Below are 15,661 nucleotides of genomic sequence, written 5' to 3'. Positions count from 1 at the left end.
CCCTTTTCCCAAAGCAGACTACACACTATGCGACGCATCGCACTCTTTGGCTCGACAGGCAGTATCGGCACCCAGGCACTGGAGGTCATCTCCTTTCACCCCGAGCTGCTCTCCGTCTATGCCCTCACCACTCATCGCAACGTACCCCTCCTCGTAGAGCAGGCGGAGAAATACCATCCGGCCGTCGTGGTCGTAGCTGACGAAAAAGCAGCCACAGAGCATGCCGCACTCCTCAAAGGGCTAACCTGTACCGTGCTAGTTGGTGCCGAGGGACTCTGCGAACTGGCGCAGCATAGCGACTACGACGTCATGCTCTCCGCCCTCGTCGGCTTCGCCGGTCTGCGACCCACACTCCTCGCTATAGAGAGCGGTCATGAGATTGCTTTGGCCAATAAGGAGACCCTCGTGGTGGCAGGGCAACTCATCATGCGCTCTGCACGGGAGCACGGCGTACGCATCCTTCCTGTGGACTCTGAGCACTCTGCCATCTACCAATGCTTGATGGGCGAGGAGACCCCTCTGGAGCGTATCTGGCTCACGGCCAGTGGAGGTCCCTTCTGGCAGATGCCTCTCGACCAGCTAAGCCAAGTCACCATAGCAGATGCACTGCATCACCCACGCTGGTCGATGGGCGCTAAGGTGACGATCGACTCGGCGACGATGATGAACAAAGGCTTTGAGATGATGGAGGCGTGCCACCTCTTTGCCGTTGCAGCAGATCAGATCTCTATCTTGATACACCCTGAGAGTGTCGTGCACTCGATGGTGCAGTTTGCCGATGGCTCGGTCAAGGCGCAGCTAGCCGTCCCCGACATGCGTCTCCCGATCAGCCTAGCGCTCCATGGTGGTGTGCGTGAGCCGCTACCCATAGCTCGTCAGCCGTTTGTCGGCACGACGCTCCACTTTGAGGAGCCAGACGCTGCCCACTTCCCCTGCTTGGGACTAGCCTTCGAAGCGTTCCGACAGGGCGGCAATATCCCCTGCTTGCTCAATGCGGCCAACGAGGTCGCTGTGCGCGCCTTTCTCGATGGGCGGATCGGCTTCACCGAGATAGCGCGACTCATTGAGCCAATTATGACGGCCGTACCCTACGACGCCACCCCGACGCTCGACGCTCTGCTGCACTACCACGACCGGGCGACCGCCTTAGCCACGGAGCAGCTCCCCCGATAGCCCCCTCGTCAAACGAACATCTGTGAGTCCTCGTAGTCCTGCTACGGGGACTTTTTGTTGCCTTAGGGCTTGAAGATGTAAGTTCCATCGGGTGAAACTGGAGTTTCAGCCCCCCTTGGCACTACATTTTCACCCGTATGAAAATCCATTTTCACCCGTATGAAAATCCATTTTCTCCCGCATGAAAATCCATTTTCCTCGGTAGGAAACTAAAATCTCTTGGGGAGAACGGTTGACCAAGAGTGCTATTTATGCTACCTTTGTCTAAGTAAAAAGAGAGATAAACCGATGAAACAGATATTACAGCGTCTCCTCTTGCTCTCCGTGAGCCTGCTTCTAGTCACGACAACGCTCATGGCACAGGCACCTCTGCGGCATGTGGTCAAGAAGTCGGAGACCGTCTACTCGATCTCCAAGCACTACGGAGTCTCCGAGGAGGAGATCTACCGGCTTAACGAGGGCAGTCAGTGGGGCATTCGTGAGGGGCAGACGCTCCTGATACCCCAGCGCAAGCCTGACACGATCTATGTCGAGGCACCAGCCGTCGTGCAGGCAGAGCCAGGCATTCACGTGGTGCAGTCTGGTGAGACGCTCTACAGCATCAGTCGTAAGTATGGTTTGACCGTGAGCAAGCTTCTCGAGCTAAATCCGCAGAAGCATGATGCGCAGATCGCAGTAGGGGAGCGGATCGTGGTGGTCTCTGGAGCTAAGCTTACGCAGGAACCCAGTCCGCTGAATGGTACTCAGATAGCGCAGGTGCGGGTGGCTCTGATACTTCCCCTTCGAGAGAGTGGGCAGCCTAGTCGCTATCTGCACTTTTACGAGGGTGTGCTCCTAGGTATCGAGCAGTTGCAGCGTCAGGGCGTGAGCATTGATCTACAGGTCGATGCAGCCGTCAATCGCTCAGCACTTGAGCGGCTCCTCAAGAGCAAGGCGGGAGAGCAGTACGACCTAATCATCGGTGGAGACTCAGAGCAGAGCGTGGAGTTATTGGCACAGCGCGCCAAGGATCAGCAGGCGGTCTACCTCTCGCCCTTCGTATGGCAGAGCGGTAAGGGGCAGCTATACGACCACTTTTTCCAGCTCAACCCCGCACAATATCGTGTCACACAGAGACTGCAGCAAGCCTTTGTAGAGCGTTATGCGGACTACGAAGTGCTACTCGTGCGCTGTGGCGAGGGCGATCAGGCGGACAAGTTCAAGGCGATCGAGACAGCCTGCCGAGAGGCGGGCATCTCCACGCAGAGTCGCTCTCTACGGGAGCTAGCTGTCGGGCAGTGGCCTCGCCAGAGTGCCAAGAAGTGTGTGATCCTGCTCAACTCAAGCAAGCAACAGGATCTCACAGCTGTACTAGATGCGATGCGTGATGCGCAGCTCTCGACGAGTGACTATCAGCTCTTTGGATATCCGCAGTGGCAGACCTATGGCAAGAATATGGATGAACGTCTGCAAGCGGTAGGGGCTACGATCTTCTCCACCTTTTATTGGGATCGGGAGCTACCCGAGAGTCAGCAAGTCAGGGAGGCTTACAAGCATTGGTACGGACGTGATATAGAGGAGGGCTATCCAAGCTATGCCTTGCTGGGGTACGACGTGGTGCGCTACTTTATATCGGCTCTCTCATCGTATGGACGAGGCTTCCAGCAGTATCAGCATCAGCTGCCAAAAGATGGTCTGCAGTCAGGCTTCCTCTTTGCACCAGCCATTACGGGACGCAGCTCTGGTAGAGGGGGCTACACGAACTTGAACCTCTTCTTCATCACTTATAGTCCACGGGGGGTGAAGCGTCAGCAGATTCCTCTGTCAGAGTAGGTCAGCACTATGCTAAGCTTGATGAAATGGTGGAGCGCATTGCTCCTCACACTCCTCTGCACCGTACTCCCAGCACAGGCTCAGCGCTCACAGCTGAAGCCTCTAGAGGTGCGCATAGGAGGAGGTGGTGGTGTGAGTGGATCGATGCTCGATCTGGTGCCACGCGTCGAGATGCTACCTCACCTAGGCACTATGGGCTACGTGGGGGTGCTGCTGACCAATCAGAAATATACGGGCATGACGATGCGTCTCTCTTACGAGCAGCGCGGATGGCGAGAGGAGTATACGAAGCCGATTGCCTACAGTTTCTCAAGAGATATGGACTTCATCGACTTGACGCTGATGGCACACCTCTACTATCCCTTTGGTGCGTTTCAGCTGGGACTAGAGGTGGGACCAAGTGTGGGCTACATCATACGAGATGTGAGCAGCCCCACGCCGAGCGAAGAGACGCGAGCCGTCGTCAAGAGACGACATGTCTATCCGCTCTTTAGCAAGTTCTCGTGGGGTCTCAAAGGCGGTCCCGTCATGAGCCTAGACATAGCTCAGAGGCATAGGATCACGCTGAGCGGACACTTCTACTACGGCCTGAGCGACATCTTTGCCACGACCGTGCGCGACGACTATGGCCGTGCAGGCGAGCTGGGCGTCACGGTGGGGCTGGGCTATTACTTTAAGGTGCGCTGATGCTGGTCTTACTGCTCCTATACTCCTTAATCCTCTTTGTGCTGGCTTACCCACTGCTCCCAGTCTCCTGGGTGGGGGTCATCGCCTTCGGAGGCAGTGCACTACTTGCTACATGGACCTACCTATGGGGCTACCGACGGCTCTACCATCAGCCAGCCCCGCAGGAGCCTTATGAACTGCTAGCCCTGCCACTCGAACCGCTCAGGCAATACTTAAGGGGGGTGAGGCTGCCACGCTTCCTCCTCTACGCAACCCTTGCTGTGGCTATCTATATGTTCTTCACGTGGGGCAACGAAGCACTCGTCAACGTATGGCCAGAGGGGTGGGGCGGAGCGTGGCTACGCAACTGGAGCAAGATGGTCGAGGAGACGCAGACGACGCTCATAGAGGAGTCGAATATAGGGTGGTCTCTCCTCATCGTCGGGGTGCTGACACCGATTGCCGAGGAACTCTTCTTCCGAGGGGCACTCATGGGGTGGATGATGCTGAGAGGCTTCCCACGTTGGAGTGTTATCCTCCTTCCTGCACTACTCTTTGCCGTGATGCACCTCAACCCCGTGGGCATGCTGCCGATCTTCTTTCTTGCGCTCCTGCTGGGTTACCTGAGCTGGGCTACGGGTTCACTCTGGCCATCGGTCGCGCTACACATGTGTAATAACCTTTTAGTCTTGGGTATCTATGGACTCTAGTGACAACTTCCTCTCGCAGGTCGTCAGGCGACTGCGCAGTAGTGACACACCGCTGAGAGAGCAGCTGGTGGTGGTGCCGACGAAGCGTGCTGGCACATTCTTACAGCGTGAGCTCATCGCGCAACTGACCGATGCTGCCACTATCCTGCCTCGCATAGTCACCATCGACGAGTGGATCACTGAGATGAGTGGGCGGGTCATCCTAGACAATACGGCACTCATATCGATACTCTATGAGGTCTACGCAGCTTATCTAGCAGAGCAGGGCGAGGCGCAGGCGGAGACAGATCAGATGCTCCGCCTGAGTCAGACGGAGCGCATGCTGCGAGACTTCCAAGATATGGATCTTGCCCTGGCACATGTGGAGATGCTCTTGGGAAACCTCGAGGAGCTAGATGCTTTTGATGACTACGAGTTCCTGACAGAAGAGGAGCGCGACGCAATCCAAAAGTTTTGGACCGCACTGCCTAAAGACTTTTTCAAAAAAGCGCACGGCGCAGAGTATCTCCACTTCTCCGTCGTCTGGAGAGAGATTTATAAGCGGTTTAATGCGCGTTTGACCGAGCTCGGCGTGGCATACCGAGCTGCCGCTTATAGGCTCGTTGCGGAGCGAGACTTTACGGACGATGATCTGCTCAATGAGCTACGTCGTCATAGTGGTTCGAAGATCAGCTTGGTCTCCTTCGTGGGGCTTTACAACCTGACGCCAGCGGAGCAGGAGATCATCAAGAAGCTACGGACAGCCGATGCTGATGCGCTCAAGGTGCAGTTTTACTGGCAGAAGGTCTCGCTAAAAGCTACGGACGAATTTACAGATCATCTCTATCGTACGATCGAGCAAAACGTCGATCTCCTCGGGGGCGAGGTCATAGACGGGGGCGAGGTCATAGACGGAGAAGAGGCTCGTGTACATTCGCCAGAGATCCATCTCCTCTCGCTCAACTCAACCATTCTCCAGCCACAAGTGGTCAATAGTCTCATCGACGAGATCATCGAGCGCGATCCTAAGGCACTCGAGGAGCTACGCATAGCGATCGTCCTCAACGATGAGAAAACGCTCATCCCTCTGATGAAGTCGCTCAAGCAGCCGACCTGCACATCGCTCAACGTGACGATGGGCTACCCCCTCCAGTACACCTCTGTGGCGACTTGGATACGTAGATACCTAAACATCTTCGGGCTCGTTAGCCCCTCGGATAGCGAGCTAGCGCGTGTCAAGCTCACCTGCTCACGCTTGCAACTTTGGCTGGCAGCCCCCTTGACGCGCAAGCTCTTTGGTGAGCTGACGACTCCTCTGATGGAGCAGATAGCTCTCCATCACTATGCCATCAAAGCATCGGAGCTTCGTGAGATCATCGAGGAGCTTACAAAAGATGCTGATGAGGCGATACGACAGCCTCTCCTAGAGATACTCACACCTAGCTTTACTGGTAAAGAGCTACTCGGTCGTGTTGGTCAACTGCTAGAGCTGATCAAAGAGAGCTCGTCAGCACCTGAAGAAGAAGAGGAGGACGAGGCTGCTGAGGAGCCGATAGATCAGGTAATCCTCTCGGAGGCACGCGACCAGATAGTCTGCTATGCCACACAGGTGTCTAACCTGCTAACAGCGCGCGACGGTGTTCGGCATCTGCTAGACACACCGATGCATGTCGCCTACCTCTTGGAGCAACTGTTGGCTGTGGGGAGTATACCCTTCGAGGGAGCTCCGCTAGAGGGCTTGCAGGTGATGGGCTTCTTGGAGACCCGTACGCTCACCTTTGACTATGTGATCATGCTCAATGTGCAGGAGGGCGATCTGCCTAAGTCGAGCAATACGACGACGCTCATCCCCGATATGCTACGTAGAGCCTTCGGTATGACCACTTACCGTACGGAAGACGATACCAATGCTTACCACTTCTATCGCCTCATACAGGGTGCTAAGGAAGTTTATCTACTCCAAGACACTCGTCCTAAGAGCATCTCCTCGATGGAGCCTTCGCGCTATGTGGATCAGATACGCTACTTGACAAAATTACGGCTCCATGAGTCTGCTTATGCTGACCCACTGGAGGCGAGAGACGAGACGGTATCCCAGATCACAGGCCAAGATGAGGAGGTGCGTCGCTACATAGCGCAGTTGGCTTCAGGCAAGAGGACCTTCTCTCCATCTGATCTGATCACTTACTACAAGTGCCCCTACCAGTTTTACCTTAAGAAGATAAAGGGTGTCGGTGAGCCACGCCCCGAGCCAGGAGTGGTGACGCAGATAGAGCAGGGCTCGATAGTGCATGAGTATCTAGAGCTGTTTTACAAAGGACTGGTGCAGAAGCATGGAGACATCATCACGAAGGATCATCTTGAGCACAAGGTCTCTCGCCAGATGCTGACAGACATCTATAAAGAGATCGTCTCTGACAAGAGTGCCCCCGACGAGATCCTCCTGACAGACCTGGAGCGATACATCTACAAGGCTCTAGAGATAGACCGCCTCTTGCTCGGGGAGAGTGGTACGCTCCAGCTGCTGGCCAGTGAGGAGAAGATGCAAAACGTCACCTTCGAGTGGAACGGGCATACGATACACATGACTGGTCAGCTCGACCGAGTGGACAAAGTCTGTGGAGGTGTTTGTCGCATCGTAGACTATAAGACAGGGATCATCAAGCAGCTTAAGAAGCTAAAGACACTAGACTCCGATACGCTAACAAGCTGGCGCTTTCATAAAAGCAACTACAAGCTGGGTGGCTACATGCTACAGTCTTATCTCTACGCCTTGCTCTATGCTCAGGAGGTAAATGGCGGAATCCAGGAGGTGCAGCCTACACTCTACTCGTTGGCTCCCACTGTGCCGGCTAGCGAAGGAGCGATATACTTTGAAGGTCCTCAAAATCTAAAGGAAATCAAAGGGATGGTATGCAAATACTTGGACGAGCTAGTAAACCCTGAGAACCCCTTTTACCAAACCTCCGTACAGAAGATTTGCAATGAATGCAACTACAGGACAATCTGTGGACGCAAGAAGCTTGATTTCTAGAGACACCATATATAGTAGCACGCCACATGAAGACTAGAAGCTTGATCCTATCACTCCTCATACTCGTCAGCTCTGCCGTGACACTCTCGGCGCAGAGTGTCACAGCTAGTCCGGGCAAACTCAGCCAGCCCTACACCCCGACGGGGCAGCAGGTCCAGCTCTTGGCTTATCATCCCGCTAGTGGAGAGGGGAGTGGTGCGGTTACCTTGACCTTTCCCATAGCTACGGGAGAGCAGCTCTACATCTACACCACCTCGATACAGGAGGCGCAGCCCGTCGCTACGGCGCAGTATGCGGGCACGACCGTCACCGTGCCAAATGCGCAGCTGGAGTGCGGGTACTTCACCGCTCAGCCTAGTCAGATCATGATGACGCGGGCCTACTACTGGGTCTTTGACTACAGCCGTGTCTCTCTGAGTAACCTCACACTGACGGCGGACTACGATGCTGCGGAGCCTTGCCAGCAGGTGACGCTCGCCCTCTCTCGTCCGCTTGCTCCCATATCCTATCACACGCTACAGGGTGCCTCCATGCAGGCGGATCGTGGCTTAGTAGTGCGCTACCAAGACTTAGTCTACAAAGAGGAGACTCACACCTTCACCGCAGAGCAAAAGGAAGAGCAGCTCCCCGAGACCAATGGTGGGGCGTGGCATCTGATCGCTCCGCTGACGGACACCTCTTTTGCTATCATCGGCGACCGCTTTACCGAGGGCGTCTCCAGTCAGTACGGCTTGCCCATAGAGAGTCCCGTGCTACAGGCTCGTCGTGTCGAGTTGCACGCTCGCTATCGGCTGCTTAGCGCGGGTCAGTCGCAGGCGGCAGACTCGACCGCAACCAATGCGGGGCAACTCCCCTCCAGTCTCTCGGCTCCCGCGACGGTGGAGATCGATTTGGTCGCTAATGAGCCTGCGGCAGTGCTTTACCAGATCATCATTGCTGAGGGAGCCACCATCTCTAAGGACGCTCCCGTGGTGATGCAGTTCAACGGACGCCAAGCTCAGTACACCTTTGACAAGATGGGTACCTACACCCTCTACGGCATAGTGAGCGACCGCACAGCTAGTTGCACAGCTACCTCTCAGCCCGTGGTGGTAACGGTACAAAGCTCGAGGCTCGAGGTGCCAAACGTCTTTACGCCCTTTAGCAGTCCAGGAGTCAATGACCTCTTTCAGGTGGTGCATCAGTCGCTTATCTCTTTCGAAGGGCGCATCTACGACTCTTGGGGCGGACTGATCTATAGCTGGAGCGATCCCAATGGCGGCTGGGACGGCACCTACCGAGGCAAGCCCGTACCGAGTGGAGTCTACTACTACGTCATCACCGCTGAGGGTGCCGATGGCGTGCAGTACCACAAGAGTGGAGACGTCAACATCCTAGAGAGCGATTTCTCGCAGCAGCCCAACTTTAACTAATCGAGAAAGCCTGACCGATGAAAGACTTTTACCACACCATCCAGTCGCCAGCCATTGACGAGCAAAACATTCAGCGGAGCCGCTTCATCGGTTACTGCTATCCGGTCTCTAGTGCTGAGGAAGCCCTGGAGCGCATCTCGGAGCTTCGCAAGGAGCATTACAGTGCGACGCACGTCTGCTGGGCTTACTCGATCTATGGAGCTGAGGAGTACGAGACACGCTCCAACGATGACGGAGAGCCCTCAGGCACTGCCGGCAAGCCTATCCTAGGACGCTTGCTCTCTCGTGACTTAACCAACGTAGCTGTGGCGGTGGTCCGTTACTTCGGCGGTGTCAAGCTCGGCACCAGTGGCCTGATCGATGCCTACCGCTCTACGACCGAGCTAGTCCTAGACAAGGCAACAGTCAGAGAGGTGATCCTATACAGCTGTGTCACGCTCAGCTTCCAGATGGATCTGATGGGACCCGTGATGCTCTTAGTCAAGAACTATGGTGCCGAGATCGTCGCTCAGGACTACACCTCTCAGTACCATCTCACGGTACAGCTACGACAAGGCGATATGCCTACGTTTGTCGCAGCGGCAGGGGAGATCTACGGAGTTACACTGCAGGAAGAGCAAGATATCGAATAAGTCTGCACGCTCGTAAAAGCTTTGTAGACAACCGCTTTCTCCGTTTAGATCGGAGCGGTAATGCTAGATTCCACGAGTTTTTCGTAAGTTTGCATTGTAATTGTCTCTTGACTGGTCAAGAACGCAGTATAACTACAATGGCTCAACTAACGGTCGTACCGACCCCTATAGGTAATCTGGGAGACATCACCCTACGTGGATTAGAGGCTCTACGTGAGGCTGATCTGATCCTTGCCGAGGACACACGTACCTCCTCCGTATTGCTACGGCACTACGAGATAGCGAAGCCTATGGAGAGCCACCATAAGTTCAACGAATACAAGACCTCCGAGCGACTAGCTCAGCGCATTGCCGAGGGCACTTCCGTCGCGCTCATCAGCGACGCCGGTACGCCAGGCATCAATGATCCAGGAGCTATGCTCATACGAGCTTGCATAGATGCTGGCGTGACGGTCACCTGCCTGCCAGGTGCCACCGCTTTCGTTCCAGCTCTAGTTGCTAGCGGACTGGACACGTCTCGCTTTTGCTATGAGGGCTTTCTCCCCGTCAAGAAGGGGCGGCAGACACTCCTCACGGCACTAGCCACCGAGACACGCACCATCATCATCTATGAGTCGCCATACCGGGTCTGTCGCACGCTCGCTGACCTGATCACATACTTTGGTGCAGAGCGGCAAGCAGCCACTTGCCGTGAGCTATCTAAGCTACACGAAGAGGTACGGCGAGGCACGCTCCAGGAGCTGAGCGACCACTTTGCAGAGACCGCTCCTCGCGGGGAGTTTGTCATCGTCGTAGCTGGCGCTACACCCGTCAAGGCCTCTAAAAACAACAATAGACACATAACAGAAGATACAACTATACAATTATGAAACAGTCACTATCTCTCACTTTATCAGCATTGGTAGTAGTGCTACTAATGCTCACCGCTTGCGGTAAAAACAGTAAGCAGGAGGAAGAGCGACAGAAGGAGCTCACCGAACTGCAGTCTCTCCGCACGCAAGTTGCAGAGCAGGATTCACTAATCAATATGGTGATCCAGAACTTTGCTCAGATACAGCAGCTAGAAGGCATGATAACGCTAGACAGCAATAGCGAGGTGCCCCAGTCTCAGCGTGGTAAGATCGAGGACAATCTACGCTTGATCAATGAAAAGCTGGAGTCCAACCGTCAGACCATCGACCTCCTCAACAAGAAGCTCGCTCAGTCTGGAAACAAAAACAGCTCTCTACAGCGCACCATCGGCACGCTACAAGAGCAGCTCAATGCTAAGAATGCTGAGATCCTAGATCTCACCGAGGAGCTCAAGCGCAAGAACTACGCTATCGGTGTCCTCGACTCTATGGTCACAGACTTGAGCAGCAATGTGGAGAATCTAAGCAAGACCTCTGCAGCTCAGCAAGCCGAGCTAGATCGCCAGGACGCTGCGCTCAACACCGTACGCTACTGTATCGGTACCTCACGCGACCTCAAGGATATGAACATCATCCGCAATGGCGAGGTTGTCACAGAGGGCTATCAGTCAGACTACTTCACACAGATCGATCTACGCAAGGTTACCTCCATACCTCTCTATGCCAAGAAGGCTGAGCTCAAGACGAAGCACCCTGGGTCTAGCTACAAGCTGGTCAAGGGAGAGGACAAGATGCTAACCCTTGAGATCACTAATCCTAAAGAGTTCTGGAGCCTCTCTAAGATACTTGTCATACAGATCTACTAATCTGTCTCCTGACACATTACATTAATGCAAAAGGGGAGGTGCCTCAAGACACCTCCCCTTTGAAGTTTATGAGACTCATCTTTAGTTTGCCAGCAAACCTATGAAGTACAAAGCACTACTCTTCGACCTCGATGATACGCTCTGGGCTACCTTTGACAATAATAAGGCTAGCCTGCACAGACTTTACGATGAGGAGGGGTGGAACGTTTACTACGCTACCTTTGAGGAGTACTTTGCCGTCTACTTCCCTCATCAGGAGCAGCTCTGGGACGATTATCGCAAGGGGTATATCAGCAAGGAGCAACTGCTCTTAGATCGTCTGCGCTATCCACTGCGAGGACAAGTCTCGTGGAGCGATCAGCAGGTCAAGGAGCTCAATCATAGGTTTATGCAGTACGTCCAGCAGCAGACGGGTCTCATACCGCATGCCCTAGAGGTACTCGCAGAGCTACATAGAGACTACACGATCTGTATCGTGAGTAATGGATTTGAAGAGACGCAGTATGGGAAGATCAACGGCTCGGGCCTGGCGCCCTACATTGACAAAGTGGTTCTCGTCGACCATGTTGGTGTGCCTAAGCCTGCGCCTGAGTTTCTAGACTACGCCTTGAAGGCAGTAGGCTGTAGCCGCCAGGAGGCACTCGTCATTGGGGACAGTTGGCCGAGCGACATCATTTGTGCCTTCAACAGTGGCATCGACTCCATCTGGTACAATCTATGGCAAGTGCCGATGCCCGAATATGACCAGCAGAGCCACTCCGTGCTTGAGATCAGAGATCTACGGGAGCTGCTGCCCCTGCTCACACCGAGTGCCGCTACACGCCTATGATCACCACCGTCGAGGGCATCGTGCTGCGTGTCATCCCGTACTCAGACCGCTCACTCATAGCTACGCTCTACACCGACCTGTGGGGGGCTACAGCTTTCTCCGTCCCCATCGGTGGCAGGAGCCGAGCAACGAGCAACCTCTTCCAGCCACTACGAGGTCTGCAGATTACGACCCCCTCGCCGGCCAGTCAGCCCGTCAAGCTCATTCGTCAGGTACAGCTCGTCCGTGGTGCGCTCCCCTTAGCTCAGCGACCCGTCGCTAGCGGTTACTTCCTCTATCTATCCCAGCTCCTCAGAGAGCTGCTCGCACAGGAGCCTGAGGATCTGCAGCTCTATACTATCGTCGTGCAAGCCTTAGACCAGCTAGACCGCACCGAGAGCCTTGAGGAGCTACAAGGCTTCGACCTAGCTCTGCTCATCTCCATACTGCGTGCCAAAGGATACCTCCCCGAGGGTCTAGAGATGCGAAGCCTGGACTCAGAAAGCTACAGGACATACTGGCTAGACCTCGAGCAGTGGACGATACTCCCGCTCCAGACTGACTACTCCGTACTGCTTACGCCAGAGCTACAGAGTGCCTTGCCGAGGCTCCTGCGATACGACCTAGAGCACTTTGCTCCGAATAGCTTCTCGCCCGCAGAGTACGAGACCCTGCGCAGGCTACTGCTCCACTTCACCGAGCTTCACTCGCCCTCCTTCCGTATCAAGCACATCACGCCGCTCCCCTGAGCTGGGGGAGAGGGGGCATTTCCTTTCGCTCAAGTATAACTACTTCCCATTTCAAACAGTAGTCTCAGATCTGTTGCTGCTGCTCTGTCTTCTCAGCTATTATTGGGCTGGAAGCTAGAGCAGAGTCAACTAGATCTGAGACTGCTATTTTGAAGCGGTAAGTACTAGTTATAGAATTCGATCTCCATCAACTGGTATGAATTGGGACATGTCTTCGATAATCCACTCCCCATCTTTGATGATCATGAAGAGCGTAATGGTCTCAGGGTTGAGAGTCGCTTTTAAAGTGCAGTCGACTCGTGCCAAATTACCTTCGATGATTTGATCCGACACAGATACAGCGTTTGAGATATCTATGGTTTCATTTGTTTGAAAGGTCTCATGAAAGTCAGCAGCAAAAGCTGCTACACCATTGACTCCTTCCATAAACTTTTTATCACGGATGTAATCCCAGACCTGATTAGTACAATGCTGCTTGACTCCCATCTTATCACCCAGATAGATGCTTAAGAAAAAGTCTTCAGCCACCATTGATGGATCAACGAATGGTAGGTCCTCTTCACTGACTTGTTGCTCTTCTTCGCTGACTTGTTGGTTTTCGGCCTTTTGTTTTTTGTCGGAGCCGCATGCTGATAGAGCAAAGAGCAAAAGGAGCATAGTGATTATTTTGCTTGTTATCGTGTTCATATCTATTGCTTGTTTTGTTTTTAGATGATTGTTTTTGGCCACAGATCTCATAGTATCGTTATTCTCTATGACTATGACCTTTTAGTCTGTTTAAGCTTATTAGCCGTTGTAATTCCAGTTCCTCTCTTCTAGGATCTTCCTAGCCTCAGATTCTATATCTTGGTTATAGAGACTCTCTGTACCGGACATCTGCCCTTGATCTTTGCCAGTTCGATTTGGGAGTGTTTTAATCAGCTGTACCATAAGCTCTAAGGACATAGGGTTTCTGCTTAAAGAGATATCAGAGAGGTTAGGGCAAGCACTGATATTTATGCTTGATAGGTTATTACCACTTACGCTCAAATACGTGAGTTTTGGCACCTTAGAGAGGTTGATTTCTTGAAGATCATTATCAGATGCACTCAAATACTCTAGCTCTGGCACGTTAGAGAGGTTAATCTTCTGAAGTTTATTATCGTAGATTTCAAGTTTCTTAAGGCTTCTACAATCAGAGAGATCTAGTTCTGTCAAGTTGCAAGAATAAGCTGTTAGTGTCTCTAAAGAGGAATTACCCTTGAGTATTAGACCAGATAAGCGCGTACCTGCGTCCAGTTCTTTCAGTTGATCTAGTCCGCTTACATCTAACTTGGGTTCGATGCCCTCATCATCAGCTGTAATGTAAAGCTTAAACCACTCTAGGGACTTCAGAGCTGTAAGATCTAAGACATCTGCACCCTGACCTCCCGCAGATTGAGGAATGAAGGAGCCAGTGATGGACATATACTTCACCCCACAATTGTTTAGAGTGAGTCCTGCTGCCACGTCTGTTTTGTCACATATAATAGCTTCGAGTCCAGTACATCCACTAAGGTTTAGGGTGCGTAACTCTCTAGCCTCATAGAGAGACACTGTCTTGAGATTTGTTTGATTAGACAGATCTAGCTCTTTGAGAGATAGTGAGTGGTACATATTCAGCACCTTGAGATTAGAGTTGGCCTTAGGGAGCTTCAAGTCGGTTAGACTTGATGAGGAGGCATACAGAGTCTCTATCGACTCGCACTGCGACAGATCTAGCTGAGTCATGTCTGTCTTAGAGACATTGAGAAACTGTAGGGAGTTATTGTCTCCTACCTTGAGAGACTTCAGCTCACTTCTCGAGCAGTCTAGTGCTTGGATAGAGGAGCTCTCAGAGATGTCTATACTCTCCAGTCTGGTGCCTCTCACGGAGAGCTGAGATACCGCACCGTAGATTACCAAGGTGTCAGAGTTGAGCCTGACATCTATAGTTTCGCTGTTTGCCAGCTTCTGGGCGTCACTAAATGAATAGGGATCTAGAGAATTATATTCACTGAGTATCTCTTTTGATTCGGTGTAGTGATCCTGGAAATTGGTGAATAGTGTCACCTGCTCTCCTTCGTCACAGGTCCCATTCATGTTTTTGTCAATCCAGATGTTCGCCTGCTCTGAGGGATCTGCGTTGATAGCGAGAGCCATTCTTTTAGTAGACTTGTCGGCAACTAAAGTAATCTTAGAGACTCCGTCTGTTTGACCTTTATGGCCAGATTTGCCACAAGAAGGAAGAATCGCTAAGACTAGGGCCAGTAGTGTAACTGCTTTGATGATAGTCTTCATATAAGTTAGTGAGTTTAAGTTATAGTCTAGGTAGTGCTATTTGCTTAGTAGTATGTAGCCCAAAGGCACAGCTGTATAGTGTATGTATTAATCGAAAAGAGGCCTATACTGGTAGCTACTGCGTACTGCTAATAAAGACTTCGATCGAGTAGTACTATGCGCAAAGTTAAACCTTTATTTTGACTTTCGCAATAAGCTATAAAACTCTCTAAACTCAGCAAGCGAATGCCCCCTTGCTAGATGCTCTCCGTGCGCCCTTGCTAATACTCAGTTGTTGCACTTTTTGCAACAACTGAATTACTATACGGCTTTACTCCCCTCAGATTGACCTTGTAAGACCCTGTTGCTCCAACCAAGCAGAAAAGAGGACTGGAGTCTCTTGGGATTGCCGCTACAGCTGTTTTATTTTAGTCGACATTTGTACGCTGTTTCGCCTACAGATATACGAAAAAACAAACCGGAGACAAAGAAATAAGGGTCGTTTGACAGGGCTGATGCATTATAATTGTCAGGAGCTATACATTAGCGACAAGCGAGGCACAGATGAGCTCATTATAATATAATGTGTCAGTCCTAATCTCTAACCCCTAATCTCTATTTACATATCTTTACGGGGAAATTCGTCCGATTCCCTCCTTTCTCGAATATCCACGTGGAAAATCTCAAATCTC

Annotated in this window: 13 protein-coding genes; 11 read left to right on the top strand and 2 right to left on the bottom strand. The window is 52.5% G+C overall.

The features are described from left to right. Positions 1 to 27: 27 nt before the first annotated feature. The 11 genes from dxr to RDM37_RS05005 all read left to right on the top strand — a co-directional run bounded on the left by dxr (position 28) and on the right by RDM37_RS05005 (position 12,692). Complete coding sequence (gene dxr / locus RDM37_RS05055) at positions 28 to 1,173, top strand: 1-deoxy-D-xylulose-5-phosphate reductoisomerase (protein WP_308555555.1); 1,146 nt, start codon at positions 28 to 30, stop codon at positions 1,171 to 1,173. Between the two features lie 288 nt (positions 1,174 to 1,461). Next, a complete protein-coding gene (locus RDM37_RS05050) occupies positions 1,462 to 2,985 on the top strand; it encodes a LysM peptidoglycan-binding domain-containing protein (RefSeq protein ID WP_308555553.1) in 1,524 nt (507 codons plus the stop codon). 9 nt (positions 2,986 to 2,994) lie between these two features. After that, a complete protein-coding gene (locus RDM37_RS05045) occupies positions 2,995 to 3,672 on the top strand; it encodes a porin family protein (RefSeq protein WP_308555551.1) in 678 nt (225 codons plus the stop codon). Continuing rightward, positions 3,672 to 4,361 carry a CPBP family intramembrane glutamic endopeptidase gene (locus RDM37_RS05040; RefSeq protein ID WP_308555549.1) on the top strand — a complete coding sequence of 230 codons (690 nt, stop codon included), beginning with the start codon at positions 3,672 to 3,674 and terminating at the stop codon, positions 4,359 to 4,361. Before RDM37_RS05045 ends, RDM37_RS05040 begins: the two co-directional genes overlap by 1 nt. Then, positions 4,351 to 7,374, top strand: coding sequence for a PD-(D/E)XK nuclease family protein (locus tag RDM37_RS05035; RefSeq protein ID WP_308555546.1), 3,024 nt, complete (start codon positions 4,351 to 4,353; stop codon positions 7,372 to 7,374). Before RDM37_RS05040 ends, RDM37_RS05035 begins: the two co-directional genes overlap by 11 nt. 26 nt (positions 7,375 to 7,400) lie before the next feature. Continuing rightward, the gene (locus RDM37_RS05030; RefSeq protein WP_308555544.1) at positions 7,401 to 8,786 is read left to right on the top strand and encodes a gliding motility-associated C-terminal domain-containing protein; all 1,386 of its coding nucleotides are present in this window, start codon (positions 7,401 to 7,403) and stop codon (positions 8,784 to 8,786) included. A gap of 17 nt (positions 8,787 to 8,803) precedes the next feature. Then, a complete protein-coding gene (locus RDM37_RS05025) occupies positions 8,804 to 9,418 on the top strand; it encodes a YigZ family protein (RefSeq protein WP_308555542.1) in 615 nt (204 codons plus the stop codon). Between the two features lie 137 nt (positions 9,419 to 9,555). After that, positions 9,556 to 10,287, top strand: a complete 732-nt coding sequence (gene rsmI / locus RDM37_RS05020) for a 16S rRNA (cytidine(1402)-2'-O)-methyltransferase (protein ID WP_298886131.1) — start codon at positions 9,556 to 9,558, stop codon at positions 10,285 to 10,287. Then, positions 10,284 to 11,135: a hypothetical protein gene (locus RDM37_RS05015; protein WP_308555540.1), complete on the top strand. Its 852-nt coding sequence runs from the start codon at positions 10,284 to 10,286 to the stop codon at positions 11,133 to 11,135. The genes rsmI and RDM37_RS05015 overlap by 4 nt, the downstream gene beginning before the upstream one ends. A gap of 100 nt (positions 11,136 to 11,235) precedes the next feature. Next, entirely contained in the window at positions 11,236 to 11,964 is a 729-nt protein-coding gene (locus tag RDM37_RS05010; RefSeq protein WP_308555538.1) for a YjjG family noncanonical pyrimidine nucleotidase, read from the top strand. Next, entirely contained in the window at positions 11,961 to 12,692 is a 732-nt protein-coding gene (locus RDM37_RS05005) for a recombination protein O N-terminal domain-containing protein (RefSeq protein WP_308555536.1), read from the top strand. Before RDM37_RS05010 ends, RDM37_RS05005 begins: the two co-directional genes overlap by 4 nt. Before the next feature lie 168 nt (positions 12,693 to 12,860). Here RDM37_RS05005 and RDM37_RS05000 read toward each other — a convergent pair whose 3' ends face one another. Then, a complete protein-coding gene (locus RDM37_RS05000) occupies positions 12,861 to 13,379 on the bottom strand; it encodes a hypothetical protein (protein WP_308555534.1) in 519 nt (172 codons plus the stop codon). A 99-nt stretch (positions 13,380 to 13,478) separates the two neighbouring features. Further along, positions 13,479 to 14,990 carry a hypothetical protein gene (locus RDM37_RS04995; RefSeq protein ID WP_308555532.1) on the bottom strand — a complete coding sequence of 504 codons (1,512 nt, stop codon included), beginning with the start codon at positions 14,988 to 14,990 and terminating at the stop codon, positions 13,479 to 13,481. Between the last annotated feature and the right edge of the window lie 671 nt (positions 14,991 to 15,661).

The sequence above is a fragment of the uncultured Porphyromonas sp. genome (assembly GCF_902489635.1).
GTDB lineage: Bacteria > Bacteroidota > Bacteroidia > Bacteroidales > Porphyromonadaceae > Porphyromonas.
The sequence above is the reverse complement of the archived record's forward strand: the minus strand, read 5'-3'. Positions and strand labels throughout refer to the sequence as shown.

Bases quoted from the DNA above. Each gene is read 5' to 3' on its own strand.
- dxr (WP_308555555.1), top strand. From the start codon at position 28: ATGCGACGCATCGCACTCTTTGGCTCGACAGGCAGTATCGGCACCCAG.
- RDM37_RS05050 (WP_308555553.1), top strand. From the start codon at position 1,462: ATGAAACAGATATTACAGCGTCTCCTCTTGCTCTCCGTGAGCCTGCTT.
- RDM37_RS05045 (WP_308555551.1), top strand. From the start codon at position 2,995: ATGCTAAGCTTGATGAAATGGTGGAGCGCATTGCTCCTCACACTCCTC.
- RDM37_RS05040 (WP_308555549.1), top strand. From the start codon at position 3,672: ATGCTGGTCTTACTGCTCCTATACTCCTTAATCCTCTTTGTGCTGGCT.
- RDM37_RS05035 (WP_308555546.1), top strand. From the start codon at position 4,351: ATGGACTCTAGTGACAACTTCCTCTCGCAGGTCGTCAGGCGACTGCGC.
- RDM37_RS05030 (WP_308555544.1), top strand. From the start codon at position 7,401: ATGAAGACTAGAAGCTTGATCCTATCACTCCTCATACTCGTCAGCTCT.
- RDM37_RS05025 (WP_308555542.1), top strand. From the start codon at position 8,804: ATGAAAGACTTTTACCACACCATCCAGTCGCCAGCCATTGACGAGCAA.
- rsmI (WP_298886131.1), top strand. From the start codon at position 9,556: ATGGCTCAACTAACGGTCGTACCGACCCCTATAGGTAATCTGGGAGAC.
- RDM37_RS05015 (WP_308555540.1), top strand. From the start codon at position 10,284: ATGAAACAGTCACTATCTCTCACTTTATCAGCATTGGTAGTAGTGCTA.
- RDM37_RS05010 (WP_308555538.1), top strand. From the start codon at position 11,236: ATGAAGTACAAAGCACTACTCTTCGACCTCGATGATACGCTCTGGGCT.
- RDM37_RS05005 (WP_308555536.1), top strand. From the start codon at position 11,961: ATGATCACCACCGTCGAGGGCATCGTGCTGCGTGTCATCCCGTACTCA.
- RDM37_RS05000 (WP_308555534.1), bottom strand. From the start codon at position 13,379: ATGAACACGATAACAAGCAAAATAATCACTATGCTCCTTTTGCTCTTT.
- RDM37_RS04995 (WP_308555532.1), bottom strand. From the start codon at position 14,990: ATGAAGACTATCATCAAAGCAGTTACACTACTGGCCCTAGTCTTAGCG.